Origin of the sequence: Kineosporia sp. NBRC 101677, from assembly GCF_030269265.1 — a bacterium.
Lineage (GTDB): Bacteria > Actinomycetota > Actinomycetes > Actinomycetales > Kineosporiaceae > Kineosporia > Kineosporia rhizophila.
This window is the reverse complement of sequence record NZ_BSTA01000003.1, coordinates 335,533-359,192: the sequence shown is the minus strand read 5'-3', so window position 1 is coordinate 359,192 and position 23,660 is coordinate 335,533. Positions and strand designations below refer to the sequence as shown.

General features: G+C 71.1%; 27 protein-coding genes. 12 read left to right on the top strand and 15 right to left on the bottom strand.

All coding sequences use genetic code 11. The annotated features are described in order from the left end of the window. The first annotated feature begins 70 nt into the window (after window positions 1-70). The gene (locus QSK18_RS11055; protein WP_285618474.1) at window positions 71-1,231 is read left to right on the top strand and encodes a sulfite oxidase; all 1,161 of its coding nucleotides are present in this window, start codon (window positions 71-73) and stop codon (window positions 1,229-1,231) included. A gap of 12 nt (window positions 1,232-1,243) precedes the next feature. On the opposite strand, the gene QSK18_RS11050 is transcribed toward QSK18_RS11055, so the two are convergent. Beyond that, complete coding sequence (locus tag QSK18_RS11050; RefSeq protein ID WP_285618472.1) at window positions 1,244-1,813, bottom strand: TetR/AcrR family transcriptional regulator; 570 nt, start codon at window positions 1,811-1,813, stop codon at window positions 1,244-1,246. 111 nt (window positions 1,814-1,924) lie between these two features. On the opposite strand from QSK18_RS11050, the gene QSK18_RS11045 reads away from it, so the two are divergent. From QSK18_RS11045 to QSK18_RS11035, 3 genes are read left to right on the top strand one after another with little or no spacing between them, the layout of a single operon-like run. Continuing rightward, window positions 1,925-2,296, top strand: coding sequence for a DUF4267 domain-containing protein (locus tag QSK18_RS11045; RefSeq protein ID WP_285618470.1), 372 nt, complete (start codon window positions 1,925-1,927; stop codon window positions 2,294-2,296). Between the two features lie 57 nt (window positions 2,297-2,353). Further along, complete coding sequence (locus QSK18_RS11040) at window positions 2,354-2,806, top strand: YdeI/OmpD-associated family protein (protein ID WP_285618468.1); 453 nt, start codon at window positions 2,354-2,356, stop codon at window positions 2,804-2,806. Window positions 2,807-2,852: 46 nt separating this feature from the next. Continuing rightward, on the top strand, window positions 2,853-3,182 hold the full coding sequence (locus tag QSK18_RS11035; protein WP_232810515.1) for a DUF1648 domain-containing protein: 330 nt from the start codon (window positions 2,853-2,855) through the stop codon (window positions 3,180-3,182). 15 nt (window positions 3,183-3,197) lie between these two features. Here QSK18_RS11035 and QSK18_RS11030 read toward each other — a convergent pair whose 3' ends face one another. Further along, window positions 3,198-4,037, bottom strand: a complete 840-nt coding sequence (locus QSK18_RS11030) for a helix-turn-helix transcriptional regulator (protein ID WP_285618465.1) — start codon at window positions 4,035-4,037, stop codon at window positions 3,198-3,200. Window positions 4,038-4,149: 112 nt separating this feature from the next. Here QSK18_RS11030 and QSK18_RS11025 point away from each other — a divergent pair, with 112 nt between their 5' ends. Beyond that, complete coding sequence (locus tag QSK18_RS11025) at window positions 4,150-5,205, top strand: NAD-dependent epimerase/dehydratase family protein (RefSeq protein ID WP_285618463.1); 1,056 nt, start codon at window positions 4,150-4,152, stop codon at window positions 5,203-5,205. A 26-nt stretch (window positions 5,206-5,231) separates the two neighbouring features. On the opposite strand, the gene QSK18_RS11020 is transcribed toward QSK18_RS11025, so the two are convergent. Further along, window positions 5,232-5,618, bottom strand: a complete 387-nt coding sequence (locus QSK18_RS11020) for a response regulator (RefSeq protein ID WP_285618461.1) — start codon at window positions 5,616-5,618, stop codon at window positions 5,232-5,234. A gap of 219 nt (window positions 5,619-5,837) precedes the next feature. On the opposite strand from QSK18_RS11020, the gene QSK18_RS11015 reads away from it, so the two are divergent. Further along, the gene (locus QSK18_RS11015) at window positions 5,838-7,226 is read left to right on the top strand and encodes a lysylphosphatidylglycerol synthase transmembrane domain-containing protein (RefSeq protein ID WP_285618459.1); all 1,389 of its coding nucleotides are present in this window, start codon (window positions 5,838-5,840) and stop codon (window positions 7,224-7,226) included. 721 nt (window positions 7,227-7,947) lie between these two features. Here the strand turns inward: QSK18_RS11015 and QSK18_RS11010 are convergent. Both QSK18_RS11010 and QSK18_RS11005 read right to left on the bottom strand, forming a co-directional pair. Beyond that, window positions 7,948-8,928, bottom strand: a complete 981-nt coding sequence (locus tag QSK18_RS11010) for a phosphotransferase family protein (protein ID WP_285618457.1) — start codon at window positions 8,926-8,928, stop codon at window positions 7,948-7,950. A 4-nt stretch (window positions 8,929-8,932) separates the two neighbouring features. After that, window positions 8,933-9,667: a hypothetical protein gene (locus QSK18_RS11005; protein ID WP_285618455.1), complete on the bottom strand. Its 735-nt coding sequence runs from the start codon at window positions 9,665-9,667 to the stop codon at window positions 8,933-8,935. Window positions 9,668-9,712: 45 nt separating this feature from the next. On the opposite strand from QSK18_RS11005, the gene add reads away from it, so the two are divergent. Beyond that, window positions 9,713-10,741, top strand: coding sequence for an adenosine deaminase (add, locus tag QSK18_RS11000; RefSeq protein ID WP_285618453.1), 1,029 nt, complete (start codon window positions 9,713-9,715; stop codon window positions 10,739-10,741). Here the strand turns inward: add and QSK18_RS10995 are convergent. Beyond that, window positions 10,721-11,167, bottom strand: a complete 447-nt coding sequence (locus QSK18_RS10995) for an EVE domain-containing protein (RefSeq protein ID WP_232810524.1) — start codon at window positions 11,165-11,167, stop codon at window positions 10,721-10,723. The genes add and QSK18_RS10995 overlap by 21 nt on opposite strands. Before the next feature lie 39 nt (window positions 11,168-11,206). Beyond that, window positions 11,207-12,124 carry a class A beta-lactamase gene (bla, locus tag QSK18_RS10990; RefSeq protein WP_285618450.1) on the bottom strand — a complete coding sequence of 306 codons (918 nt, stop codon included), beginning with the start codon at window positions 12,122-12,124 and terminating at the stop codon, window positions 11,207-11,209. A gap of 112 nt (window positions 12,125-12,236) precedes the next feature. On the opposite strand from bla, the gene QSK18_RS10985 reads away from it, so the two are divergent. Together QSK18_RS10985 and QSK18_RS10980 are read left to right on the top strand one after the other, a co-directional pair. After that, window positions 12,237-13,112 (top strand): LysR family transcriptional regulator, encoded by an 876-nt coding sequence (locus QSK18_RS10985; RefSeq protein ID WP_232810526.1) that lies wholly within the window; start codon window positions 12,237-12,239, stop codon window positions 13,110-13,112. Continuing rightward, window positions 13,109-13,999, top strand: a complete 891-nt coding sequence (locus tag QSK18_RS10980; protein ID WP_285618448.1) for a serine hydrolase — start codon at window positions 13,109-13,111, stop codon at window positions 13,997-13,999. The genes QSK18_RS10985 and QSK18_RS10980 overlap by 4 nt, the downstream gene beginning before the upstream one ends. 15 nt (window positions 14,000-14,014) lie before the next feature. Here QSK18_RS10980 and QSK18_RS10975 read toward each other — a convergent pair whose 3' ends face one another. Next, entirely contained in the window at window positions 14,015-14,446 is a 432-nt protein-coding gene (locus QSK18_RS10975) for an EVE domain-containing protein (protein WP_285618446.1), read from the bottom strand. A 117-nt stretch (window positions 14,447-14,563) separates the two neighbouring features. On the opposite strand from QSK18_RS10975, the gene QSK18_RS10970 reads away from it, so the two are divergent. Beyond that, a complete protein-coding gene (locus QSK18_RS10970) occupies window positions 14,564-14,770 on the top strand; it encodes a hypothetical protein (protein ID WP_232810529.1) in 207 nt (68 codons plus the stop codon). Window positions 14,771-14,781: 11 nt separating this feature from the next. On the opposite strand, the gene QSK18_RS10965 is transcribed toward QSK18_RS10970, so the two are convergent. Then, complete coding sequence (locus tag QSK18_RS10965) at window positions 14,782-15,972, bottom strand: L-talarate/galactarate dehydratase (RefSeq protein ID WP_269810021.1); 1,191 nt, start codon at window positions 15,970-15,972, stop codon at window positions 14,782-14,784. Between the two features lie 160 nt (window positions 15,973-16,132). Here QSK18_RS10965 and QSK18_RS10960 point away from each other — a divergent pair, with 160 nt between their 5' ends. Then, the gene (locus QSK18_RS10960; protein WP_285618443.1) at window positions 16,133-17,407 is read left to right on the top strand and encodes a M18 family aminopeptidase; all 1,275 of its coding nucleotides are present in this window, start codon (window positions 16,133-16,135) and stop codon (window positions 17,405-17,407) included. On the opposite strand, the gene QSK18_RS10955 is transcribed toward QSK18_RS10960, so the two are convergent. The 4 genes from QSK18_RS10955 to QSK18_RS10940 all read right to left on the bottom strand — a co-directional run bounded on the left by QSK18_RS10955 (window position 17,362) and on the right by QSK18_RS10940 (window position 20,895). Further along, window positions 17,362-18,225, bottom strand: a complete 864-nt coding sequence (locus tag QSK18_RS10955; protein ID WP_285618442.1) for a glycosyltransferase family 2 protein — start codon at window positions 18,223-18,225, stop codon at window positions 17,362-17,364. The two genes, QSK18_RS10960 and QSK18_RS10955, sit on opposite strands and share 46 nt — an antisense overlap. After that, complete coding sequence (locus QSK18_RS10950) at window positions 18,222-19,232, bottom strand: glycosyltransferase (protein WP_285618440.1); 1,011 nt, start codon at window positions 19,230-19,232, stop codon at window positions 18,222-18,224. Before QSK18_RS10950 ends, QSK18_RS10955 begins: the two co-directional genes overlap by 4 nt. Before the next feature lie 9 nt (window positions 19,233-19,241). Continuing rightward, the gene (locus QSK18_RS10945) at window positions 19,242-20,315 is read right to left on the bottom strand and encodes a glycosyltransferase (protein ID WP_285618438.1); all 1,074 of its coding nucleotides are present in this window, start codon (window positions 20,313-20,315) and stop codon (window positions 19,242-19,244) included. Between the two features lie 214 nt (window positions 20,316-20,529). Next, window positions 20,530-20,895, bottom strand: coding sequence for a winged helix-turn-helix transcriptional regulator (locus QSK18_RS10940; protein WP_285618436.1), 366 nt, complete (start codon window positions 20,893-20,895; stop codon window positions 20,530-20,532). Between the two features lie 63 nt (window positions 20,896-20,958). Between QSK18_RS10940 and QSK18_RS10935 the strand changes: the two genes are divergently transcribed. Further along, the gene (locus tag QSK18_RS10935; protein ID WP_285618434.1) at window positions 20,959-21,591 is read left to right on the top strand and encodes an NADPH-dependent F420 reductase; all 633 of its coding nucleotides are present in this window, start codon (window positions 20,959-20,961) and stop codon (window positions 21,589-21,591) included. Here the strand turns inward: QSK18_RS10935 and QSK18_RS10930 are convergent. After that, window positions 21,575-22,294 carry a carbonic anhydrase gene (locus QSK18_RS10930; RefSeq protein WP_285618432.1) on the bottom strand — a complete coding sequence of 240 codons (720 nt, stop codon included), beginning with the start codon at window positions 22,292-22,294 and terminating at the stop codon, window positions 21,575-21,577. The two genes, QSK18_RS10935 and QSK18_RS10930, sit on opposite strands and share 17 nt — an antisense overlap. Before the next feature lie 71 nt (window positions 22,295-22,365). Next, window positions 22,366-23,589: an MFS transporter gene (locus QSK18_RS10925; protein ID WP_285618430.1), complete on the bottom strand. Its 1,224-nt coding sequence runs from the start codon at window positions 23,587-23,589 to the stop codon at window positions 22,366-22,368. Between the last annotated feature and the right edge of the window lie 71 nt (window positions 23,590-23,660).

The window sequence follows — 23,660 nt, the reverse complement described above, 5'->3', positions numbered from 1 at the left end:
TGATTTGTATAGAATCCTGCGGAAAACGACTCGGCGCAGGCCTCCGTGCGGGGGCGGGCAGGGGAGACGCATGACGATCGTCAGTCGCAGGACACTGCTGCGTGGTTCGCTCGCCGCCGGCCTGGCCGGTCCGGCCCTGTTCGCGGCTGAGTCGGCCCGGGCCGCCGGGCCGATCGTGAAACCGTTGCCGCCCGGACTCTTCAACGTCTTCGGCACGAACGCCGAGACACGGTGGGAATCGTTGCGCGGCACCGGCTACCACACGCCCATCGACCGGTTCTTCGTCCGCAACCACACCTCCACCCCACTGATCGACCACCGCACCTGGCGGCTCGACGTGCACGGCAGCGGCGTCCGCCGGCCACTGCGTCTCAGCTATGCCGATCTGCGTGCGCTCCCGGCCCGTGAGGTGTCCGCCTTCATCGAGTGCACCGGCAACGGCCGCAGCTTCTTCACCTCTCAGCAGGGGCAGACGGTGTCGGGAACGGCCTGGAAGCTCGGCGCGGTGGGAGTGGCCCGCTGGCGCGGGGTTCCACTGTCCCGGGTGCTGGGCCTGGCGGGCGTGAAGCGTGAGGCGGTCGACGTGATGCCGGTCGGGCTGGACGCCGAATGGGTCGATGGCTCAGTGAACCGCGGTCACGTCCGGCGGCCGTTTCCGATCGCCAAGGCTCTCGACGACGTGCTTCTGGCCTACGAGATGAACGGCGAACCGCTGCCGCCCGACCACGGATTCCCGGTGCGGGTGGTGGTTCCGTCGTGGATCGGTATCGCCTCGATCAAGTGGGTCGGCAGCATCGAGGTCTCCAGCGAACCCTTGAGCTCACCGTGGGACACGAACTACTACCGGCTCTTCGGCCCGAGCCACCCGGCCGAGGGTAGTGCCCCGCTCACCGAACAGGTGGTGAAAAGCGCCTTCGAGCTGCCCTTCCCGGCCACGGTCGGCGCGGGTCCGCAACAGCTCACCGGGCGTTCGTGGTCGGGTGGCGGCCGGATCCGGCGGGTCGAGGTCAGTACCGACGGGACGACCTGGCGCCGGGCCACCCCGCACGGTGCAGCCGGTCGCGACGGCTGGCTGCGCTGGAGCGTTCCGTGGCGGCCGGAACCGGGCACCTACCAGCTCCGGGCCCGGGCTGTGGACGAACACGGCCACACTCAGCCCGAGCAGACCGAGTTCAACCGTCTGGGCTACCTGTTCGACGCAGTGGTGCGTCACCCCGTCACGGTCGTCTGAGCCGGCCGCGGTTCACCCTCGCAGCCGGGAGACGAGCAGATCGATGCGCTCGTCCTCGTGGCCTGGGCGTAGTCGCTGATTGCGGGTCAGGGCGGTGAGCCCGTGCAGGGCTGCCCAGAACACCTCGGTGAGGGTCTCCACGTCCTGATCGCCGGCGATTGTGGCGACCGCCTGGTGTAGTTCGATGTATCCGGCCGCCAGTTGCTCCGGGATGTCGTCACCACCGAAACGTAGCCGAGTGGCCCGGGTGAACATGGCGTCGTACAGAGCCGGGCCGGCGGCGGCGAACGCGGTGTAGGCGCGAGCCACCGCGTGCACCGCATCGCCGGGCCCGGCCGCACGCCGGGCCTGCCCGAGGGCCTCGGCCAGTTCGCCGAAACCCTCGAGGGCAACGGCCTCGGTCAGGTCGTCGAGCGAGGCGAAGTGCTTGTAGATGACCGGCTGGCTGTACTCGATCTCGGCCGCCAGTCGCCGCGTGGTCACCGCTTCCCAGCCCTCACGCTCGGCCAGGGCCCGGGCAGTGTCCAGGATCAGCCGGTGCCGGGTGGAGCGTTCGCGGAGCCTGCGGTCTTCGGTGCCCATGCCCTGAGGTTAGCACTGCTACTGATGCTAGCGACGCTCTTGACGGCTAGCTCGGTGCAGAGTTAGCGTCGCTAGCGCTAGCAATGCTAACCATGGGAACGGGAGAACATCATGCTTGCTGTCATCGCCTACGGGATCGCCGTCCTGCTCAACGTCGGCATCATCTTCATCGGTACGCGTTTCCTGATCAGCCCCCGGGTGGCCGCCGCCGGCTACGGCGTACCGGCCGCGGAGTCGGGGGATCCGGCGTATCTGAGCATCAAGGGCGTACGCGACGCCGCCCCGGGCCTGCTCGGCCTCGCCCTGATCGCCTTCACCGACAACCTCAGCGTCGCCTGGTTCATGCTGGTCCTGGCCCTCATCCCGCTCGGCGACATGCTGATCGTGCTGCGCCACGGCGGAACCCGGGCCGCTGCCTTCGGCATCCACTACACCACGGCCGTGGTCATGCTCATCGACGCCGCGTTGCTCTTCGCCCTCTGATCCCCGGATGCGGCGCGTAACCGGACCGGGGCCGTCCTGCTGCGGCAGACTCGCACCATGCAGTTCACCGCCATCGTGCAGCTGGACGGAAAGACCGCGACCGGGATCAACGTGCCCGACCACGTCGTCGAAGAGCTCGGCGCCGGCCGGCGTCCGGCGGTGCTCGTGACGATCAACGGGTACAGCTTTCCCACCACCCTGGGCGTCATGAAGGGCGTGACCAAGATTCCGCTCAACGCCCAGCACCGCTCAGCATCCGGCGTGGCGGCCGGCGACGCGGTGGACGTCGAGATCGTCGTCGACACCGGCCCGCGCGAGGTGGCTCTGCCCGCCGAGCTGCAGAGCGCTCTGCAGGGCGAGCCGGAGGCGGCGGCCTTCTTTACCTCGCTCTCGACGACCAACCAGAAGCTGTTCACCACTTGGATCGAGAGCGCCAAGAAGGCCGAGACCCGCGAACGTCGGGTGACCGAGACGATCGATAAACTCCGCGCCGGAAAGACCTTGCGATGATCCGGCCGACTCGTACCGGCATACCCCTGACCCGGCGGGCTCGACCGTGGACCTGACCCGGTGGAGCCTGCTGCGCTCGATCTGGCGCCTGACCCTCACCGTGCTCGTGCCCCTGCTCCTGGTCTCCGCGCTGGCCTACCCGCTCCTGCCCGACCGCGTGATCATCCACTACTCGGCGGGTGGGGCTGACGGCTACTCCGCTGCGGCTTTCGCCGTCCTGGCCCTGCCGGCCACCCTGTTGGTGCTCACCGCCGTCGTGTCGGTGTGGATCGTGGCCGGCCCGCAACTGCCCTCCGGTCGCTGGAAGGGCGGCTGGCCGGCGGTGTTGCTGCTGATCACCGTGGCGCACCTGGCCCTGGTGCTGGGCAGCTTCTGAGCCCGGCCGACGGGATCAGCCCGGGGAAGAGGCCGACATCTGCTGGATGCCGATGGTGGCCAGCAGATCGAGCTTGCTGCGGGCGTCGGTGCCCGGACGCGGGGTGTCCACCACCAGTCGCAGATTCGTGCCCTGAATGACGAGCACGTTGGAGTCGAGCGCGATGTCACCCACGTCCGGGTGAACCACGATCTTCTGCGCGGTCTGGTGCTCGCCCACCAGCTTCAGCGCCCAGAGCTCGCGGAACCGGGCACTGCGTTCCAGTCGGGCGATCAACGCCGCCACGTCCGGATCGCGGGGATAGCGACTGCTGGTGGCCCGCAGATCCGCCACCAGTGACTCCTCGAAGGCGCTGCGCTCGGCCGGGGTCTGCCGCACCCGGGTGGCCGCGCCCTCGAACTGGTGGATCAAGGCATTACGTTCGTCGTCCGGGCGGGTCGTGGGATCGCCGAAGGTGGCCGCGAAGAGCGCGTTGTGGTCCAGCATCCGCCAGGCGGCGTCGCAGACCAGCACCGGGCTGGCAGTCAGCTGCTGGACGATACGGTGCACGCTCTGGGGGATCAGCTGCGGGACGAGGGCCGGGTTCTCGGCGTGCCCGGCCAGACGGAACAGATGGCCCTGCTCCTCGTCGGACAGCTGCAGGGCGCGGGCCAGGGCCGAGCAGACCTGGGCCGACGGCGTGCCGGCCCGGCCCTGTTCCAGGCGCACCACGTACTCGGGAGATATTCCGGCCAACTGGGCCAGCTCGGCCCGCCGCAGGCCCGTGACCCGCCGTGACGAACCGTGCGCCAGCCCCACGGCCCGCGGCTCCAGGCGATCTCGCCAGGCCCGTAACGCGACTCCGAGCTCGTTCATGCGGCCATTTTCGCTCATTACCGCTCATCGCTGTGGGGCCCGGAGTAGTACCAGCTGTACCAGGAAGTTCCGGGGCTCCCACCGATCCACAGGGCCGAGCAGCCTGGAACCCATGAACGAGACACCCGGTATGAACGTCTTCCTCACCGGCGGCAGTGGTTTCGTCGGCCAGCACCTCATCACCCGGCTAGTGGGCGACGGCCACACCGTCTGGGCCCTGGCCCGCAGTGACCAGGCCGCCCAGAAGGTCGAACGGGCCGGAGCCCGGCCGGTGCGCGGCGACCTGGCCGACCTGGCCGACCCGGCAGACCTGGCAGACCTGGCAGACTTGGCCGACTTGAACGGTTCCGGTTCGCAACCGGCCTGGCTCAACTCGCTGCAGGAGAGTGACGTGGTGGTCCATGCGGCCGCGCGGATGGCTTTCTGGGGCGAGGACGCCGGATTCGAACGGGACAACCACCGGCCCACTCTGGCGCTGTTCCGGGCGGCAGCCGCCGCCGGCGTCCGTAGGTTCGTCCTGATCAGCGCCGCCGCCGTCTCCACCGACCGGAACCGGGGCCCGGCCGTCGTCGCGGAGGACACGCCCACCGGCGACTCCGTGATCGCCTACGGCCGGGTCAAACTCGCCACCGAACAGGCCCTGACCGAAACCGCCACCCCCGGAATGGAACTCATCATCCTGCGTCCCCCGTTCATCTGGGGCACCGGCATGACCACGCTCGACGAGACGGTCGCCTCGGGCCGGTTCGCCTTCATCGACAACGGCCGTCACACCATGGACTTCGTCCACGTCGCCAACCTGGCCGCAGCCACCGCGGCCGCTCTCACGCAGGGCCGCGACCGCGGCGTCTACTACATCACCGACGGCACCCCGATGGCGATGCGCGACTTCTTCACCCCTGTCATGGGTGCGCTGGGGGCGGACGTCAGCAAGGCGCCCAGCCTTCCGTTCGCCGTCGCCACGCTCCTCGGGAGAGTGTTGGACCGCACCGCCCGGATGCTGCGCCGGCCCACCCCACCACCGCTGTACAACTGGCTGGTCGCGATCATGGGACGCGACCGGAGCTACGACATCACCCGGGCCCGCACCGAGCTCGGCTACCGCCCGGAAGTGACGTTCGCCGCCGGAGTGAAGGAGATGCGCGCCGCCGCGGGCCCCCGGGAGTGAGGTGACCCGGCGACTGCGGACCGGCCTCAGGTGTAGGTGATCAGCGCCGACTCGACCGCGGCCTGCAGCACCGACCGGGTGACCGGCTTGGGCACGAAGTGGGCCCCGAGGGCCCGGGCGGCGGCCCGGTCGGTGTCGAGCTCACTGGCACTCAGGAAGATCGCCGGGATCTGCCGGGTGACCGGGCGCCGGCGCAGGTACTGCAGTAGCTCGACACCGCTGTGGTCCGGCATCACGATGTCCAGCACGGCCACGTGCAGCGCGGGCGCCGGGGCCTGCGTGCTGCCCTCGACCAGGTGCACCGCCTCGGTCGCCGAGGTGGCCCCGAAGACGTCGTGCCCCATCCACTGCAGCCATGCCTCCAACATCCGGCGGGTGTCCGGATCGTCCTCCACCAGCAGTATCCCCGCCATGACCATCCCTTCCCCGGGCCCGCGGCCCGTGCGCCGCCGGCCTCTTCGGCGCACTCGTCGGTCGCAGATCCCTCTGCCCCATCGGGTGGTTCCGGTCGTTGCTTGATGCCGATCTACCGACCGGTCACCGCCGGCGCGGGCCGAAGTGTTCGTCTGCCGGTGGTCCGCCGTTCCGGATCTGTCCGGCTGCCTTCAGCGGGCGGCCGCCATCCTCGGGAGGTGCTGAACCGCAGTCCGGCCCCGCCGAGTGCCTGCCGAGGGCTGCTGCACGCGGCCGGGATCGGGTTCGGGGCGCTGGCCCTGGCCTGGATGTTCCCCGCGGTGATGGGCACCGGCTGGATCGAGGTCGCGCGCACCCTGGCGGCCGTCCCGGCCCTGCCCCTGGCCGGTCTGGTCCTGCTGTGGGCGGCGGGCAAGGCCGCGCACTCGGTCTCGTTGTCGGCCGCGATGCCCGGGCTGGACTGCCGTCGCGCGCTCATGCTGAGCCTGACCGGCAGTGCCGTGGCCAACGTCCTGCCGCTCGGCGGTGCCGCCGGAATCGCTCTCAACTACCGGATGAGCCGGGGCTGGGGTTTCTCCGCACCCGCGATCGCCACCTACGCGGTGGTGGTCAATCTCTGCGATGTCATGGTCAAGCTCTTCCTGCCGCTCGCCCTGGTGCCGCTCGTGCTGGGCGGCCATCTCCCGGCGCCGTTCTCCGGGTCCCTGATCCTCTCCAGCGTCATCGGGCTGGCCGTGGCCGGAGTCGCAGTGGTGGGGTTCCTGGCCGGCGGCCGGCCGGTGCGCCGCCTGGCCGGGCTGGCCTCGGAGCAGGCTATGCGCTCGCCCTGGCCCTGCGGATGGCGGGCGGCCCAGCGGCTGCTGACCGGGGCCGAGCAGATCTCGTCCCTGGCCCTGGTCACGATCGTCGGTGCCTGGACGCGGCTGGCCCTGGGGCTGAGCGGGTACACCGGGCTGCTGTTCCTGCTGCTCGCCGCCTGCCTCGGCACGGTCGGTGCGCAGGTGCCGCTCGCGCTGGTGTTGGCGGCGTTCTGCGTGGAGCGACTGCTGACCCTGGTCGGGATCACTCCGGCCGGCTTCGGCGTGGTCGAACTGGGGCTGGCCGGGGTGCTGATGCTGGCGCCGGCGGCGGCCGGAGTCGACGTCGCCTCGGGCATCCTGCTCTACCGGTTGCTCAGTGTGGGGCTGGGCATTCCGGTGGGCGGGGTGCTCCTGGCCCGGTGGCTCTGGTGCAGTCGGCGCGGGCCACGACCGGCGGTGGCGGTGCCCGTGATCGCCTTCCGCCAGCAGAGGATCAGAAGGCGCTCAGAGCGCGAACTCGGCCAGAGCCAGTTCGCCCAGAGACTTCTCGTCCATCGCCGGCCCGGCCAGCCGGGCCACGGTCAGGGCGTGCAGCGCAGGCATGCAGGCACGCGTCTCGACCGTGCTCAGCCCCGGGTTGGTCAGTACGAAACCCAGCGTCACATCGAGGATCGAGCGCATCTGGGCGCGCAGCAGGCCCTCGCGCAGGCAGGCCCAGGCGCCCTCGTGCATGGCCTTGGCCCAGACCCCGGACGGCCAGGAGATGCCGGACAGCTGGGCCGGGGTGATCGTGCCGGCCTGGACTAGCTCGATCAGGTCCTGCACGGCCGCGGTGCGCGGGCCGTAGCCGAATTCGCTGTCTTCCAGCAGGTTCCCGCTCTGGCCGGCCTGCTGGTAGGGGGCTCGCAGGGCCTCGACCTGTTCGGCGCCCAGGTCCGGGCTGGCCCACGACGCGGCCACGGCCGCTGCCGCGACGGCCGCGGAGGCGGGCACCGTGCCGGCTCCCGGGACCGGCGCGATCGCCGCATCGGGCCACACCGCAGCCTCTTTCGCCACCAGCGCCCCGACCTGGGAACTGGTGCCGAACCGGCTCTGCGCCAGTTCGTCGGCGTTCACCGCGGCCCCCGCCTCCAGCGTGCTGCCGGCGGCCCGCAGGGTCTGCGGCAGGGTAGGCGCGTTCATGTCCAGCAGCGCCACCAGCGTCCAGGCCACCGAGTGCGCCGTGCGGTCCCGGTCGTGCCAGGCCTGGGCCAGCGCGAAGGCGCCGTCCTGGCTGATCCGGAAGGCGGCGCTGAGCCCGTGCAGGACCTGGACGGCAGCCGGGTGGACGGCCGCGTCGGTGGCGAGCACAGTGGGCGAAGACAGGGTGTACACCTCTTCGACACTGCGGCCCGCGGCCGGGAACGGTCAACCGGCGCCGTGCGTTTGCCGGAGCTTTGATGACGATGCGTGGTTGCCGACTACAGAACGTCAAGGAAGGGTTGGTGAGCCCCGCAAATCAGTGGGGCGCCCGCAAGTCCGTCCGTGGTCAGTCGCCGGCGTCCAAAAGCTCGCGTAGTCGTTCACCGCACTTCTCGTACTGCTCGGCGCCGAGGGCGCGGAACTCGGTCTCGATCACCATGACCAGGGCCAGGTACAGGGTGTACAGCCAGCGTCGCCGATGTTCGCCGGTGGTGAGCTCGCCGCGACCGTAGCCGCGCAGGAACGGGCCCGGGTCACCGAAGGCGGGCAGGTCGAGGGCGACGAACCCGGCCTCGATCAGCGGGTCGCCGTAGAACGCGCGCTCGTGGTCGATGACGCCGACGATCCGGCCCTCGTGAACCATGGCGTTGTTGGGGAAGAGTTCCCACTCCACGAAGCGCGGCTCGGTGACCTCCTCGAGGGCCGCTGCGCGATCGGCGATGGCCGCCCGGACCACGTCGTACCCGACCGTGAGGTCGACTCCCCGACGCTCCCCGTCGCCGAGCACCTCCTCGAGCTTGCCGGTGAAGCAACCACGCCAGGTGGGCTCGCCCGGCCCCTCGAGCGCCCCGAACCAGGGGCCGGGGATCCGGTTGAGCTCGCGGTTGACCGCGCCCAGGGCCTCACCGAACCGGATCTGGTCGTCGGGGGAGACCTCGCCCCGCTCGTACAGCAGGCCCAGCGGCTCACCCTCGACGTGGGACATGAAGAAATAGTCCGCGTCGCACAGTTCGTGGCTCCGGTCGCCGAACAGGATCTCCGGCACCGGCACCGAGGTGTGCTCGCGGATCAGGCGCAGCGCGGCCAGTTCGGTGGCCATGGCGCCGCGCTCGTAGCTCATCACCTCGACGTGCGCCGGGGGAGCGATCTTCAGGATGGTGCGGCGCCCGTCGAGCAGATCGATGCGGTACACCACGTTGAACCAGCCGTGGCCCAGCTCGGTGAACCAGCCGGCCCCGCCCGAGGGCAGCTGGGCCGGCCCGAAGGCACGTTCGGCCATCGCCCGCAGCACGGCCGGGGACTGACGGTTCTTGGTGATGCTCTCCATCGCCCTAATCCTCGTCGATCGGGACGCCGATCCGCTCGGTGACCACGAAACCGGCCTCGCAGCGCGGGCAGTCGGCCTCACCGAAGACGAAGGTCAGCAGGGTGGCGATCTCGTGCTGACCATCACCGTCGGCCAGGTCGTACAGCCGCCGGCCCAGGCCCTCGAGCCGGGCCGCGTCGATCGGCCGCAGCGGCCGCGACCAACCCTCGTCGTCGGCCTCGGCCACGTAGAAACCGCGCTCGTCCAGCACCATCAGCAGTGCGGCCGAGCAGGCCGGGCAGGTCAGCTCGTACTCGCCGTCGGACAGCCCGGCCGGCAGGTCCTCGTTCCAGTGCGTCTGGCCCTCGAACGTGAGCATCGCCGCCATCAGGTAGATGTACTCCAGCGGCGGGCAGCGCCGGGCGTGCAACTGCTGCTCGGCGGCCGCGCGCAGAGCGTCCTGCTCCGGCGCGTAGGGGGCCGTGTCCTCGGCCGTGTAGCCGCAGTCGTCGGCGGCGGCCAGGATCGCCGCGGCCAGCACCACGGCGTTGACCACCTGCTCGCGGTCGGTGCCGGCGGCCTGCCCGGCGAGCCAGGGCAGGGCGGCGAAGCTGGCGTCGTAGACTCCGCCCTGGTGGCAAAGGGCCGACCAAAGGTCGTTCCACAGCTCAGCTCTCGGCTGCTCGCCGAGTTGCTTCAGCAGGGCGGGGATGTCGTCCGCCGGGCCGTAGGCATGGGTGAGCCTGGACCAGTCCGTCACGGACCCAGAGTGTGCCATACGCCGGAAATCCCTATGCTGCCACTCGTGACGCCCCTGCACCCGCTGACCGACCAGGCCCTGGCCCGCCTGCCCAAGGCCGAGCTGCACGTGCACCTGGAGGGCTCGATGCCCCCGGAGACGCTGCTCGAACTGGGCGTGCGCCACGGCGTGGACGACGTGCCGCGCACGCTGGACGACGTGCGCCGGTTGTTCGAGTTCCGCGACTTCGCCCACTTCATCGAGGTCTACCTGATCATCGTGAAGGTGCTGCAGGAGGGCGCCGACTTCGCCGCGCTGGCCTACGGCAAGGGGGCCGAGCTGGCCCGGCACAACGTGCGCTACGCCGAGATCTTCTTCACCTCGCCGCTGCACACCGACCGGGGCATCCCGGCCTCGGAGATCTTCGGTGGCCTGGAGGAGGGCCGGCAGCGGGCCCGGGCCGAGTTCGGCGTGGAGATGGTGTTCATGGCCGACATCCCCGGTGAGCGCGGCATCGCCGGCGCCGAGCAGACCCTGCAGGAACTGCTCGACAACCGCCCGCCCGGCTTCGTGGCACTGGGCCTGGGCGGCCCGGAGATCGGCACGCCCCGACCGCAGTTCGCCCCGTTCTTCGAGGCCGCGATCGCCGAGGGCTACCACAGCATCCCGCACGCCGGTGAGACCACCGGACCGCGCACCGTCTGGGACGCGCTGGAGTACCTGCATGCCGAGCGGATCGGCCACGGCACCAGCCTGCTGGAGGATCCGGCGCTGGTCGAGTACCTGGTGCGGGAGCAGGTGCCGGTCGACGTGAGCGTCACCTCGAACCTGTGCACCAAGGCGGCGCCCAGCCTGGCCGCCCACCCGCTGCCGCGGATGGCCGAGGCCGGGGTGAACGTGACCGTCAACAGCGACGACCCGCCGATGTTCAACACCGACATCTCGGCCGAGTACCGGATCGCCCGCGACCTGCTGGGGACCGAGAAGCTGCTGCGGGCCGCCCGGGCCGGCTTCGAGAACTCGCTGCTTCCCGAAGACCGCAAGGCCGTGTACCTGAAGGAGTTCGACGCAGTACTAGGCGAGCAGCTCACGTAGGGCGCGGAACTCCTCCACGGTCAGGAACGAGGGATTCCCGGCCTGGGGCTGGCGCAGCACCTCGGCCCCGGCCAGCACCGGGTGGGCGCGGAACTGCTCGCGGGTCAGCCGCTCGGCCTCGGGCAGGATGTCCAGGCTCAGCGGCACCGACCAGCTGCCGCCCTCGTCGGTGCCGGCCTCACCGATGACCTGCCCCACGCCCCAGACGCCGTAGGGCACCGTTCGTGAGCGGCTGCCGCTGGCCCAGAACACCACCGCCTGACCGGTCCGCATCAGGTCGGAGCGGTAGTTGCGCTGCACGCACCACCGGCCGACGTGTGGGTCGGCGGCGAACCGCTCGGCCAGGGGGCTGTTGTCGGCGTTGCCCTTGATCAGCCAGGCGCCGAGACCGGACTCGGTGATGCGGCGGGGTTCGGAAGCGGGCACCGAGGCACGCTATCGGCGTCCGCGGTGCCCGCACCTCGATCAGCGGAGCTGGTCGACGATCACCTCGGTGGCGTCGGCGATGAGCTGGTCGTCGGTGCTCGCGTCCGGCTCGCCGCGGGTGGAGAGCACCGCAAGGACGATCGGGGCGGACCTGGGCGGCCAGATCACGGCGATGTCGTTGCGGGTGCCGTAGCCGCCCGAGCCGGTCTTGTCGCCGACCACCCAGCCCTCGGGAACGCCGGCCCGGATCACCTTGTCGCCGGTGGTGTTCCGCTTCAGCAGGTCGGTCAGGGCGGCCTTGTCCTGGTCGTCCAGGACATCGCCGAGGACGAACTCGCGCAGGTCGGTGGCCAGGGCCCGGGGGGTGCTGGTGTCGCGGCGGTCGCCCGGGGTGGCCTCGTTGAGGTCGGGTTCGATCCGGTTCATCTGCGTGGTGCGATCGCCGATCCGCTCCAGGGCGGCGTCCACCTCCGCGGGGCCGCCGAGCTCTTCGAACAGCAGGTTGGCGGCCGTGTTGTCGCTGTAGCGCACCGAGGCGTCGGCCAGTTCACGCAGGGTCATGCCGGTGGCCAGGTTCTGGCGGGTGATCGGGGCGTACTCGAGCAGGTCGGACTCGTCGTAGCGGACCAGCCTTTCCAGCTGCCGGTCGGTGCGCCTCTGGAACAGGACGCCGGCCTGGAGGGCCTTGAACGTGGAGGCGTAGGCGAAACGGCGGTCGGCCCGGAACCGCACGGTCCGACCGGTGCCGGTGTCCAGGGCGTAGACACCCAGGGTGGCGTCGTACCTCTCCTCCAGGGCCCGCAGCTCAGCTGCTGGGCTGGAAGGTGTCTGCGTGACCGAAGGGCCCAGCGCGGCCGAAGCGTTCAAGGTGGCGGAGGCGTTCTGGGCGGCGCAGCCGAGGAGCAGGGCGGCGCAGGCGACGGTCGCGCCGAGACGACCTGGGACAGAGAGCTTCATGGACCACCTTCCGATGTGGTTCGAGCTGGTGCAGCCAGCCTGGCGGCGCCGGATCGATGCGGTCCAATGCCCGGATGGCCGAATCGATGCTGATCCGGCATAGGCTGAGTTCGTGGACGTGGTCTCCGGCTGTCAGGCCTTCGTGAGCGTGAGCGAGCACGGTGGCTTCACCCAGGCCGCCGCGGCCGTGAACCTCCCGCAGTCGGTGGTCAGCCGCCGGGTGGCCGCGCTGGAGAGACATCTGGGCGAGGCTCTGTTCGAGCGCACCTCGCGGCGGGTGGCGCTGACCCGGTTCGGTTCCGACCTGCTGCCCTCCGCCCGGCGACTGGTGCGGCTGGCCGACGACCTGCGGCACGACGCCGAACGGGCCCGGCGCCGGCCCTTCCGTCTGGCCGTGCCCGGCACCTGCGGTACTGCCGCCCTGGCCCGGCTGGAGGCCGGGGCCCGGCCCGAGGAGGTCTACCTCGACCTGGTCACCGGTGGGCCCGAGGAACGGGCCGAGATGGCCCGGTCGCTGGCCGTGCGGGCGGCCCTGGTCGCCGTCCCCCCGGACCAGGGCATCTGGGCGGTCCCGCTCGGCCTGGCCGGCACCGGCGAGCCCGAGGGCCCGGTGATTCATCTGGAGTCGTTGCGCCCCGGCCGTTCTCAGGCCGGCGAGCGGGCGCGGGTGGTGCGGGTGCAACCCGAGGACGACGTGCCGCACGTCCGCGACCGGCTCACCCGGCTGCGGGACGCGGTCGGCCTGCGGCCCGCCCAGGTCGCGGTGGCGCCGACCCTCACCACCGCGGTCGCCGAGGTGCTGGGCTCGTCCGACCTGCTGCTGTGCTCGCCGGCTCAGGCGATCGAGCTCGGGCTGGCCTGGCGGCCGGTGGGGGAGATCCGGCTGGCCCGGGGCTACGACGTGGCGGCCATGGCCCAGGCCGACCGCGAGCGGGTGCACACCCGTCTGGAACCGTTGGTCGCCCAGTGCCTGGGGGCGCAGCGATGAGACTGCTCGAACAGCTGCGGCAGGCACTCGGGGAGGGCGGCCTGCACGGGTCGTTCCTGGTGCGCGACCTGGACAGCGGCGAGGAGATCGGGATCGAGCCCGACCTCGAGTTCGCCGCCGCTTCACTGGTCAAGGTGCCGCTCGCGCTGGCCACCCTGGAGCGGGTGCGCACCGGCGAGCTCGACGCCGCCGCCCGGATCGAGGTGCAACCGGGCGCGCTGAGGGTGCCCGGCCCGACCGGCCTGACCAAGTTCCGTCACCCGGCCTCGATCGCCCTGGAGGACCTGCTCTACCTGAGCGTCTGCCTGAGCGACACGACCGCCGCCGACGTGCTTCTCGACCTCACCCCGCCCACCGCGGTCGCCGCCTGCCTGCGCGAGCACGGCCACACCGGGCTCACCGTGCGCCATCGTCTGGGCGACCTGGCCGACACCCCGGCCGAACGCTTCCCGGCCGGCGAGGGCCATCTGGCGCACTCGCTGGCGATCGGTGCGGGCACCGCCGGGCGCGGCCACCCGGTGCCCCAACTCGATGTCAGCCGGGCGAACTCGGGCAGCGCCCGGGCCTTCGCCGACCTGCTCCAGGCGCTCTGGCGGCCCTCCACGATCGACCCGTGGGTGGCCGGGCGGATGCGCGAGCTGCTCGCCGACAACGTGCTGCGCCAGCGGCTGGCCCCGGACTTCGCCTCCGACGCCTCGCGCTGGTCGTCCAAGACCGGCACGCTGCTCAACCTGCGCCACGAGGTCGGTGTGGTGGAGCACGCCGACGGCCAGGCCTTCGCGGTGTGCGTGCTCACCGAGTCTCGGGTGGCAGCCACCGTCCAGCCCGGAGCCGAGGCGCTGATGGCCACGGTGGCCCGTCGGCTGCGCGACCACCTGCGGCGCTGACCGGTCCGTGGCGCCTCAGACGGTCATCACCCGGCGCAGCACCTCGAAGTCGTTCCGGGAGAGGGCGACCAGGCCGAAGCGCAGCGAGTGCCCCCAGCCCGGCTCCCGGGTCAGGTCGAGCTGCCCGGCCAGGTCACCGATCGGCACGGGCCGGGCCGGGACGAACTCCACGCAGCGCCGCCACGGCCGCACCGGCTCTGCGGCCCGCATCTGCACCAGCTCCTCGGCCTGGAAGGGCACGTCGTCGGCGACGATCCCGAGCTGGGTCACGGCGCGCAGCGGCTTCTTCTCGCCCAGGCGCTGGGTGGGGGAGTAGAAGACGAACCCGTCACCGCGGCGCAGCCGGGTCAGATTGTTGCGCTTGCCGTGGTTGAGCTGGATCCAGTTCTGCCCGGCGGCCCGGGCGGCGTGATCGGCCGACACAACTCCCAGCCATGCTTTTTCCATGACGCAGACGATGCCGGGGATACCTGACAGCTACCGTCATATACGTCCGGTCTAAATCACGATCAAGGACGTCCTAGAAGTTGCCTTCGACCCGTTTCGAGCCCTTATCGTGACCGGATGGAGATCAACTCGCGTCCTCGGGGCCGGCACCTGGCCCGCCGCTTCCGCAGCAGTGAGACCGGGTCCTCGGCCGTCACCTGGGAGCCGAGCGACGTGGTGAAGGCGCACACCGGCAGCATTCCGGTGCTGTCCGAGGACCCGCGCAGCCGGGTGGCCCGGCTGCGCGAGATCCGCGACCGGATGGCCGAGCCGGATCCTGCCTGAGTCGGCCTGAGTCAGGCGCGGCCGAAGGTGCTGGTCCCGGTGGTCCAGGCGTGGGCCTGCTCGCTGAGGGAAAGGCCCAGGCCGGGCCGCGGCGGCACCACCATCCGGCCGGCGCGCAGCTCCAGGCGCTCGTTCCAGAGCGGTTCCAGCCACTCGAAGTGCTCCACCCACGAGGTGTGCGGGTAGGCCGCCGACAGGTGCACGTGGATCTCCATGGCGAAGTGCGGCGCCAGGCTCACCCCGGCGTGCTCGGCCAGAGCCAGCAGCTTCAAGAAGGGCGTGATCCCGCCGACCCGGGGCGCGTCCGGCTGCAGGTAGTCGACCGAGCGCAGACGCAGCAGCTCGGCGTGCTCGGCCACGCTGGTCAGCATCTCGCCGGTGGCGATCGGGGTGTCCAGGGCGGCGGCCAGCTGGGCGTGGCCCTCGGCGTCGTAGGCGTCCAGCGGCTCCTCGATCCACTCCAGCCCGAACTGCTCCAGCGCCCGGCCCATCCGCAGTCCGTCCTGGCGGTTCCACTGCTGGTTGGCGTCGACCATCAGGGTGAAGTCGTCGCCCACGGCCGCGCGCACGGCGGCCACCCGGGCCAGGTCGGCCTTCTTGTCCGGCTGCCCGACCTTCAGCTTGATCCCGCCGATGCCCGCGGCCACCGAGCGCTGCGCGTTCTCCACCACGGCCTCGATCGGCATGGACAGGAAGCCGCCGGAGGTGTTGTAGGCGGCCACGGTGTCACGGTGGGCCCCGATCAGCTTGGCCAGCGGCAGCCCCGCCCGCTTGCCCTTCAGGTCCCACAGGGCCACGTCGAACGCGGCGATCGCCTGGGTGGACAGGCCGCTGCGGCCGACCGAGGCGCCGGCCCAGACCAGCTTGGTCCACAGCCGGGAGATGTCGCTGGGGTCCTCACCGATCAGGTTCGGGGCGATCTCGCGGGCGTGCGCGTACATCCCGGGGCCGCCCGCGCGCTTGGAGTAGGCCCAGCCCAGGCCGCTCAGCCCGGACTCGCAGGTGATCTCGGCGAAGACGAACGCGATCTCGGTGAGCGGCTTCTGCCGGCCGGTGAAGACCTTGGCGTCGCTGATCGGGTTGCCCAGCGGCAGGTGGCACAGGCTGACCCGGACGCCGGTGATCCGGTCGGAGGTGGCCACGTCGGCGCCCAGGTGCAGGCCGCTCAGGTCGGGGACGACGGTGCTGCTCTCGAGCGTCATCGCAGGATCTCCTTCGATCGGGGGCTCCTTCGACGCTAAGCCGCTCCCGCGATGCCCGTCCAACATTGCTTGAGCATCACCCGATGCCGATCCGGCATGGGGCGATGCCCGGGAGTAGGGTCGTACGGCCTCGTAGGCCGAGCCGAAGGACGTTCTTGCCGTGCCCAGTTCCAGCCCTGAGACCACCGTCGAAGACCTCGCCGCGTTCGTGTCCGCCGCGCCCACCCCGTACCACGCGGTGGCGGAGGCGGTGCGGCGCCTGAGCGAGGCCGGTTTCACCGAACAGCCCGAGAGCGGTGAGTGGGACCACACCCCGGGCGGGCGCTACCTGGTGCGCGACGGCACGGTCCTGGCCTGGTACACGCCGCCGAACGCGAGCCCGGCGAAGGCTTTCCGGATCTTCGCGGCGCACACCGACTCGCCCACGCTGAAGATCAAGCCCAACCCCGACACCGGCACGGCGGGCTGGCGGCAGGCCGGGGTCGAGGTCTACGGCGGGGCGCTGTGGAACTCCTGGCTCGACCGGGACCTGGGCCTGGCCGGGCGGCTGGCCCGGCTCGACGGCACGGTCGTGCCGGTGCGGATCGACCGGCCGCTGCTGCGGGTGCCGCAGTTGGCCATCCACCTGGACCGGCAGGTGAACCAGGGCCTGAAGCTCGACCCGCAGCGTCATCTGGTGCCGATCTGGGGTCTGGGCCCCACCGCGGACGGCGACCTGCTGCAGTACGTGGCCGACCGGGCCGGGCTCGAGGCGGACGAGATCGTGGCGCACGACCTGGTCGTCCACGAGCTCACGCCGCCGGCCCGGCTCGGCGCCGACGGGGAACTGCTGGCCTCACCCCGCCTGGACAACCTCTCCTCGGTTCACGCCGGCCTGACCGCGCTGCTCGCCGCGGCCGAGTCGCAGCCGGAAACCGTGCCGGTGTTCGTCGGTTTCGACCACGAGGAGGTGGGCAGCAGTTCGGCCACCGGCGCCGCCGGGCCGCTGCTGGAGATGGTGCTGACCCGGCTGGCCGGTGGCGCGGAAGAGCGCTACCGCTCGTTCGCCGCCTCGCGCTGCCTTTCGGCCGACGTGGCCCACGCCGCACACCCCAACTACCTCGACCGCCACGACACCGACCACCTGGCCCACATGAACGCCGGCCCGGTGCTGAAGACCAACGCCAACCAGCGCTACGCCACCGACGCACCCGGGGCGGCCGCCTGGCACCGCGCCTGCGCCGAGGCCGGGGTGCCGAGCCAGGTGTTCGTCTCCCACAACAACGTGCCCTGTGGTTCCACGGTGGGCCCGATCACCGCCACCCGCCTGGGGATTCGCACGGTCGACATCGGCATCCCGGTGCTCTCGATGCACTCGGCCCGCGAGCTGTGCGGGGCTCAGGACCCGGCCTACCTGGTGGCGGCGGCCACGGCCTTCTTCGTCGACCCGGTCTGAGCCTGCCGCGAACTCAGGGCAAGGATCCCGGCGCCGGGGTCGAACTCGACCAGACCTCGGCGCCGGAACTCCTCCAGCCAGCCCTGCATCGGGTACCAGCCGTGAATCTCGGCGAACAGGGCGGCATTACGGACGATTGCGGCCAGGTGCCGGGTCGGTGGGGTCTCGGTCTCGTGGTGCTGGTGGTAGGCGACCGCGTCGCCGCTCCACCACACGCCCAGGCCGGCCTGCCCGGCCCGCACGCCGAAATCGGTGTCTTCGCCGCCGTATCCGACGAAGCGCTCGTCGAATCCGCTGATCCGGTCGAAGTCCCGGCGATTGATACCTAAGGACGTGGTCCAGGCCAGTTCGTGACGATCGTCGCGCACCAGCCGTCCCGGCTCGGGTGCGGGCCGGGACGCGTGCTGGCGGGAACGGGCGATCAGGTCGCGCTCATTCCAGCCGTCCTGCACCGCAGCCGGTTCCAGGTAGCGCAGCGGGCCACTGACCAGACCGTCGACCTGCTTGAGGGCATCGGCATACGTCTCGACGAGCTGCTCGCCAGGAATGCAGTCCACGTCCAGGAAGACGATGTGCTCGGCGTCAGTGGCCCGTGCTCCCAGGTTCCGGGCGGCCGCAAGTGGTAGTTCGCCACCCTGGGAAGGCATATCGACGATGACGACCTGTTCGGCCACCCGCGGCGGCACGGTGATCTCGGCATCGTCCATGCGCACGATGACCAAGTGCTCGACCGCCCGGGACTGACGCTGAAGGCCTTCCAGCTGACGGGCCAGGTGGGCGCGGCGTCCCGCGACGATGGTGACAACGGCCAGGCTCATACGGTTTCCACCTCGACGGCCTGCGCCTCGACCAGTTGGGCGAAACGAGCTGCGCCCACCTCGGGCTCGTCCTGTTCCGGCAGCAGCATGGCCCTGCGCACCGCATCGGCCCAGCCGCCGGGCTCGGGCAGTTGCCAGAGGGCGACGGCCGCCCCGACCCCGTCCAGGGCCTTGGCGGTTGCCTCCTGCTCGTCGAAAGCTCGCTGCTCAGGCAGGGTCACGAACGGCTTGCCGGCGGTGGTGACCTCGCCGACCGTGCCCAGGCCGGTATTGCCGATGACCACCGAGGCCTCGGCAATGGCCGGCCCGGCGTCGGCCACGCGGCCCTGGAAGGACAGGTTCGCGGGCCCGGCTTCGGCCGGGGCGTCGAGGCCCAGCACCGTCACCTCGTGATCGGGCAGATCGACGGCGATCTCGGCGCACCGACGGGCGTCCAGCCGAGACCCACCCGTGCCGACCACCACAACTGCTCGCGGGCGTCCATTGTTGTTGCTCTTGAGAACCCTGCGCGCAGCCGTGACCAGACCGACGGCGTGGGTGCGGGGAAGGTTGGTGTGCAGGCCCCACGACTCGGGAACCGGCATGACCACCTGGTCGGCCAGGGCGAAGCCGAGGTTGTGGGCCGGATCGGTGCGCTGACCCGGAAGCCGGACTGCAACAACGGGAATGCCACTGGTGCGCAGCAGCACCGCTATCTCGACCGAGACGTCCACCACGGCCAGCACCGGCTGATGGTGGGCGGCGGCGCTCAGAAGCAGCCGATGGCGGGCCAGCAGCCCGGGCTGATGAGTCGGCGCCCAGTGCAGTGCGCCGTGAGCATCGGGGCCCTCGTTCACCGGCCCGAAGTCCAACGGCAGCGGCACGTGCTCGCACGACGGCGGCAGATCCCGCGGGGGTTGTGCCGAGGACGCGAAAATGACCGGCCGGGGCAGCTGCTCGGCCATCGCCAGGGCGCGACGCCAGTGGCCGGAGCCCTGGTGATGGACGTAGTAGAGGATCGGGCGCACAAGACCGCCTCAGGCTGTAAGCACTTCGGGAAGTGATGCGGGCAGACCGGCCAGATGCACCAGCAGGTTCTCGTAGCGGTTCATCATGACCTTGGTGTCGTAGCGCTGGGCGTGCGTGTGCACCTGGACGTTGTCGAGCAGCCGGGCACGCTCGATCGCCCAGGCCAGGGCGATCGGTGAGGCGCTGGCGGCGACCACTCCGCCGCCCGGGAGAACCACCTCGCGGCAGGCGCCGTTGGGGAAGGCCGCGACCGGCGTGCCACAGGCCATCGCCTCGACCATGGCCAGGCCGAACGGCTCGTCCCAGAGCGGGGTGGCCAGGAAGACCGAGGCCCGGCCGATCAGACCGGCCAGGTCACGGTGGTCGAGGTGGCCGCGGTAGAGCACGTCCGGGCCCAGCCGGGGCCGGATCTCGTTCTCCCAGTAGGCCTGGTCGCCGATGGCGCCGCTGAACTCCATCCGCATCCCGGCCAGGCGGGCGGCGTCGATGGCCTCGTGCAGCCCCTTCTCGGGGGTGATCCGGGCCGACCAGACCGCCAGGTCCGGGTTGCGCGGGGCGCCGGTGTGCCAGTGGTCGAGGTAGATGCCGTTGGGCACGGTGTCGACCTCGGGCAGCCGGGAACGCCAGGCGCGGGCGGTGAAGCGGGACACGGCGACGAACGCGTGCCGGGGACCCGGCCGCCAGGCGGGCGACTCGATCACGGCATTGATCCGCGCGAGCGGGGGTGTGTGCAGCACGGTCAGCATGGGCTGCTCGGTCAGCTCGGTGTAGGGCAGCGGGTTGAGGCTGTTGTTCAGCACCACGTCGAAGTCGCCGGCCTGGACGGCGGTGACCGCCCGGGCGATCGCCTCGTCCACCACCAGGTCGCGGGTGTGCCCCTCCCACATCGGCGAGCGGGCCGCGTCCTCACCGAGGATGGGCTGCAGCCGGGCCCGGGTCGAGCTGCTCTCGCGGGCGAAGAGCGTCACGTCGTGCCCGCGTTCGACCAGCTCGTCGGCCACCATCGAGGTGTGCATCTCCAGCCCGCCGACGAACGGCGAGGCGATCGGGTGGTGCAGGTGGGCCAGCAGAGCAACTCTCACCGGTACGCCTCTCACGTTCTGGCCGGGCCCACGCTGGACCTTACCTTCGCGACGGAACGTATCGCCGGTTCTCCGGACCCGCCCGTTGGAGTGACCCCCTCCTCCGTTTGTCCTGGTGAAATGCCCTCAGAGACGGGCAGGGCGGGTAGCGGAGAGTTACCAGTGGCTGCAGTGACGACTGAGCCTCAGCTTTCCGCGCCTGCCACGGGGCAGGCTACGGCTTCTCCTCGCGCACCAGTTCCTGGGCGGGCAGCAGTTCGTCGCCGTGCTCGGCCATCCACACGCCCAGCGCCCGCAGCGGCCCCTCCAGCAGACTCGCCCCCAGTGCGGTGAGCCGGTAGTCGATCCGCAGGCCCGCCCCCGGCTCCCGGGCCACCAGTCCATGGCCGGTGAGGCGCTGTAACGTCTCGGTGAGCACCTTGTCGCTGATCGCGCCGATGCGGGCGCGCAGCTCCCGGCGGCGCAACGGCCCGTCCCGCAGCGCTGCCATCACCACCACGTCCCAGGTGTGCGCGAAGAGCTCGGTCGCGGCCCGCAGACGGCAGTCGGCGACGAACTGGTCACAGTGCTCTTCGCGCATGCTCTCATCGTGGCATTCGCCTACGCACCGATCGGTACGTATCGGCTCTCTAGCGTCGAGGACATGAGAATCGGGATTCTGGGAACGGGCACTCTGGCGCGCGCTCTGGCCGACGTGTGGGCGCAGAGCGGGCACGATGTGATGCTCGGTGGCCGCTCACCTGAAAAGGCTGCGGCCCTGGCCGCTTCGTTGGGTGCGCGGGTCAGTGGTGGTGATCTACTGCAGGCCGCAAAGGGCCGGGACGCAGTGCTTCTGGCCGTCCCCTGGGATGCGGTGGCTGATGTGCTCGCCACGGTGGGCGCCAGCCTGGCCGGCCAGGTGCTGATCGATCCGGTCAACCCGGTCAGGTACAGCGACGGCACGATGCTGGTGGGCGACGGGCACTCCGCGGCGCAGGAGATCGCGCGCCTGGCGCCGGGGGCGCACGTGGTGAAGGCGTTCACCTTCTTCCCCGCGTCCCAGTGGCACCCCGGCGAGGGGCACGTCACCGTGGCGATGTGTGGCGACAAAGATCAAACAATGGACGTGGTGGGCACCTTGGTCCGCGACGCGGGCGGGGTGCCCGCGAACCTTGGGCCGCTGAGCCGGGCTCGGCAGCTGGAAGAGGCCGCGGGCCTCGTCTTCGCCCTGGTGGCAGGCGGTTTCGATCCGCGCAGTGCGGTGCCTTCGGTGCCGCAGGTCAGTCGAGGAGCGTGACCCGGCCGTTGTCCAGGTCGTAGCGGGCGCCGAGCACCCTGACCTCACCCTTGGCCACGTGCTCGGCGATCAGCGGGCTGCGCTCGGTGAGCTGCCGGACCTGCGCCCGCACGTTGGCCACCACGCCGGCCTCGACCACCTTGGCCTTGTCGTCCGAGGAGCCCAGCAGCGGCTCGATCACCGGGCGCAGCGCATCCACGATGGTGCCGATGTGCCCGGCCGGGGTGCCGCCCGACTCCAGGGCGTCGACCGTGGCGGTGATCGCGCCGCAGCGCTCGTGCCCGAGCACCAGGATCAGCGGGGTGCCGAACTCCTCGACCGCGAACTCGGTGCTGCCCAGCAGCAGGTCGTCGACGATGTTGCCGGCCACCCGGTTGTCGAAGACGTCACCCAGGCCTTCGTCGAACAGGATCTCGGGGGAGACCCGGGAGTCGGCGCAGCCGATGGTGGTGACGAAAGGATGCTGCCCGGCGGCCAGTTCGTGCAGGTGGGCCAGCGACTGGTCGGGGTGCCGGGCGTGCCCGGTGACGAACCGGCGGTTGCCCTTGAGCAGCCGCCGGAGCGCTGCCTCGGGGGTGGCCGGGACGGGGTTGGCGGTGGGGGTGCTCGTGGCGGCGGCCGCGGAGCCGGCGCCGAGCAGGCCCAGCGCGGCTGCACCACCGGAGACGAGAAGGGAACGACGGGACGAGGCGAGAACAGACATATCCGCTCTTTCTCCGAATCAGGGAAACGTCCGCACCATACGCCTCACTCCTATCTGGTTGTCAGACCCAACTACTTCTTCGTCATGTCGAAACACGCTCCGCTGTCGGGGGTCACGACCGGTCGGTGATAGCGACGCTCCAGGGTCATCCCGATCGCGGCGGCCAGGATCATCGCTGCTCCGGCGGCCAGGAGGGGGCGGGGCCCGAGGCCGATGGCCACGCCCGCCGCCGCCGAGCCCGCCGCCGAGGAGCCGACCTTGAGTGCGGCCATGGTCACGAACACCTGGGCACGCGCTCCGGGTGGGGAGTAGCGGGACCGGGCAGCCAGGGTGGCCGTGAAGTAAGGCGCGTTCGAGGCCCCCAGCAGGAAGAAGGCGACCGACGCCACGACGTAGTTCGGAGCCACGGCGCAGCAGGCGAAGAAGATGCTCACCACTGCCACCGTGACCGCCACACTGCGCTCGGGTTCGCCCGGCAGGGGCCAGGCGATCAGGATTAGCGAGCCGATCAGATACCCCAGGCCGAACACGGCTGTCAGCAGGCCCGCGGTGCCGGCCGAGACGTCGAGGTCGTCGGCCAGGGCCACCGCGATGACCGCGACCGCTCCGTTGGGGAAGGCGACGACCAGCATGGTGCCCATCACCCGACGCAGCGGCCCGGGCGCCGTGAACAGGCCCAGGGCACTACGCAACGGCAGCACCAGATCAGCCGGAACCGCCTTCTCGCCCGGTGGAAGACCACGGATCAGGGCCGCCGCGACCAGCGTGGTGAAGGCCAAGGCCAGCAATGCCACCCTAGGGCCGGTCAGCGCGGCCAGCGAGGCCACCAATGCGGTGCCGCCAGTTCCCCCAATGCCGTAACTGAGTGAATCCAGACCCTGGGCGCGGCGCTGAGCGTGCTCGTCGGGTGGGGAGAGTGCGGCCAGCCGACTGCTCAGGCCGCCGGTGAGCAACGGCCCGCCGGCACCGGCGAGGGCGGCCAGTCCGAGCACCAGCGCCAGCGGCGCATGCCCCAGGGTGAGCGTGGCTGCCCCGATCAGCACCGCGTACCCGACGCAGACCGCCGCGATCAGCCGTCTTCCGTCACGTGAGCGGTCCAGCCGACGACCGGCCAGCGGCCCCAGCAGGTGCGGCAGCATCAGACAGGTGACCAGCAGTGCGCCCACCAGTTCGGGCCGGTGCAGCCCGGGAACCGTCCCGGCCAGCAGCACGAACCCGACCGGGGCGCCCGCGTCGGCGCTGCGGGCCAGGGTGGCCGCGATCAGGTACCGGGTCAGCGCCGTCCTCGAACTCACCGGCCGGGCTCGTTCACGAACCACGGGCCGGGGGTGGCCGAGGCGCACCGCTCCTCGATCTCCCGGATCTC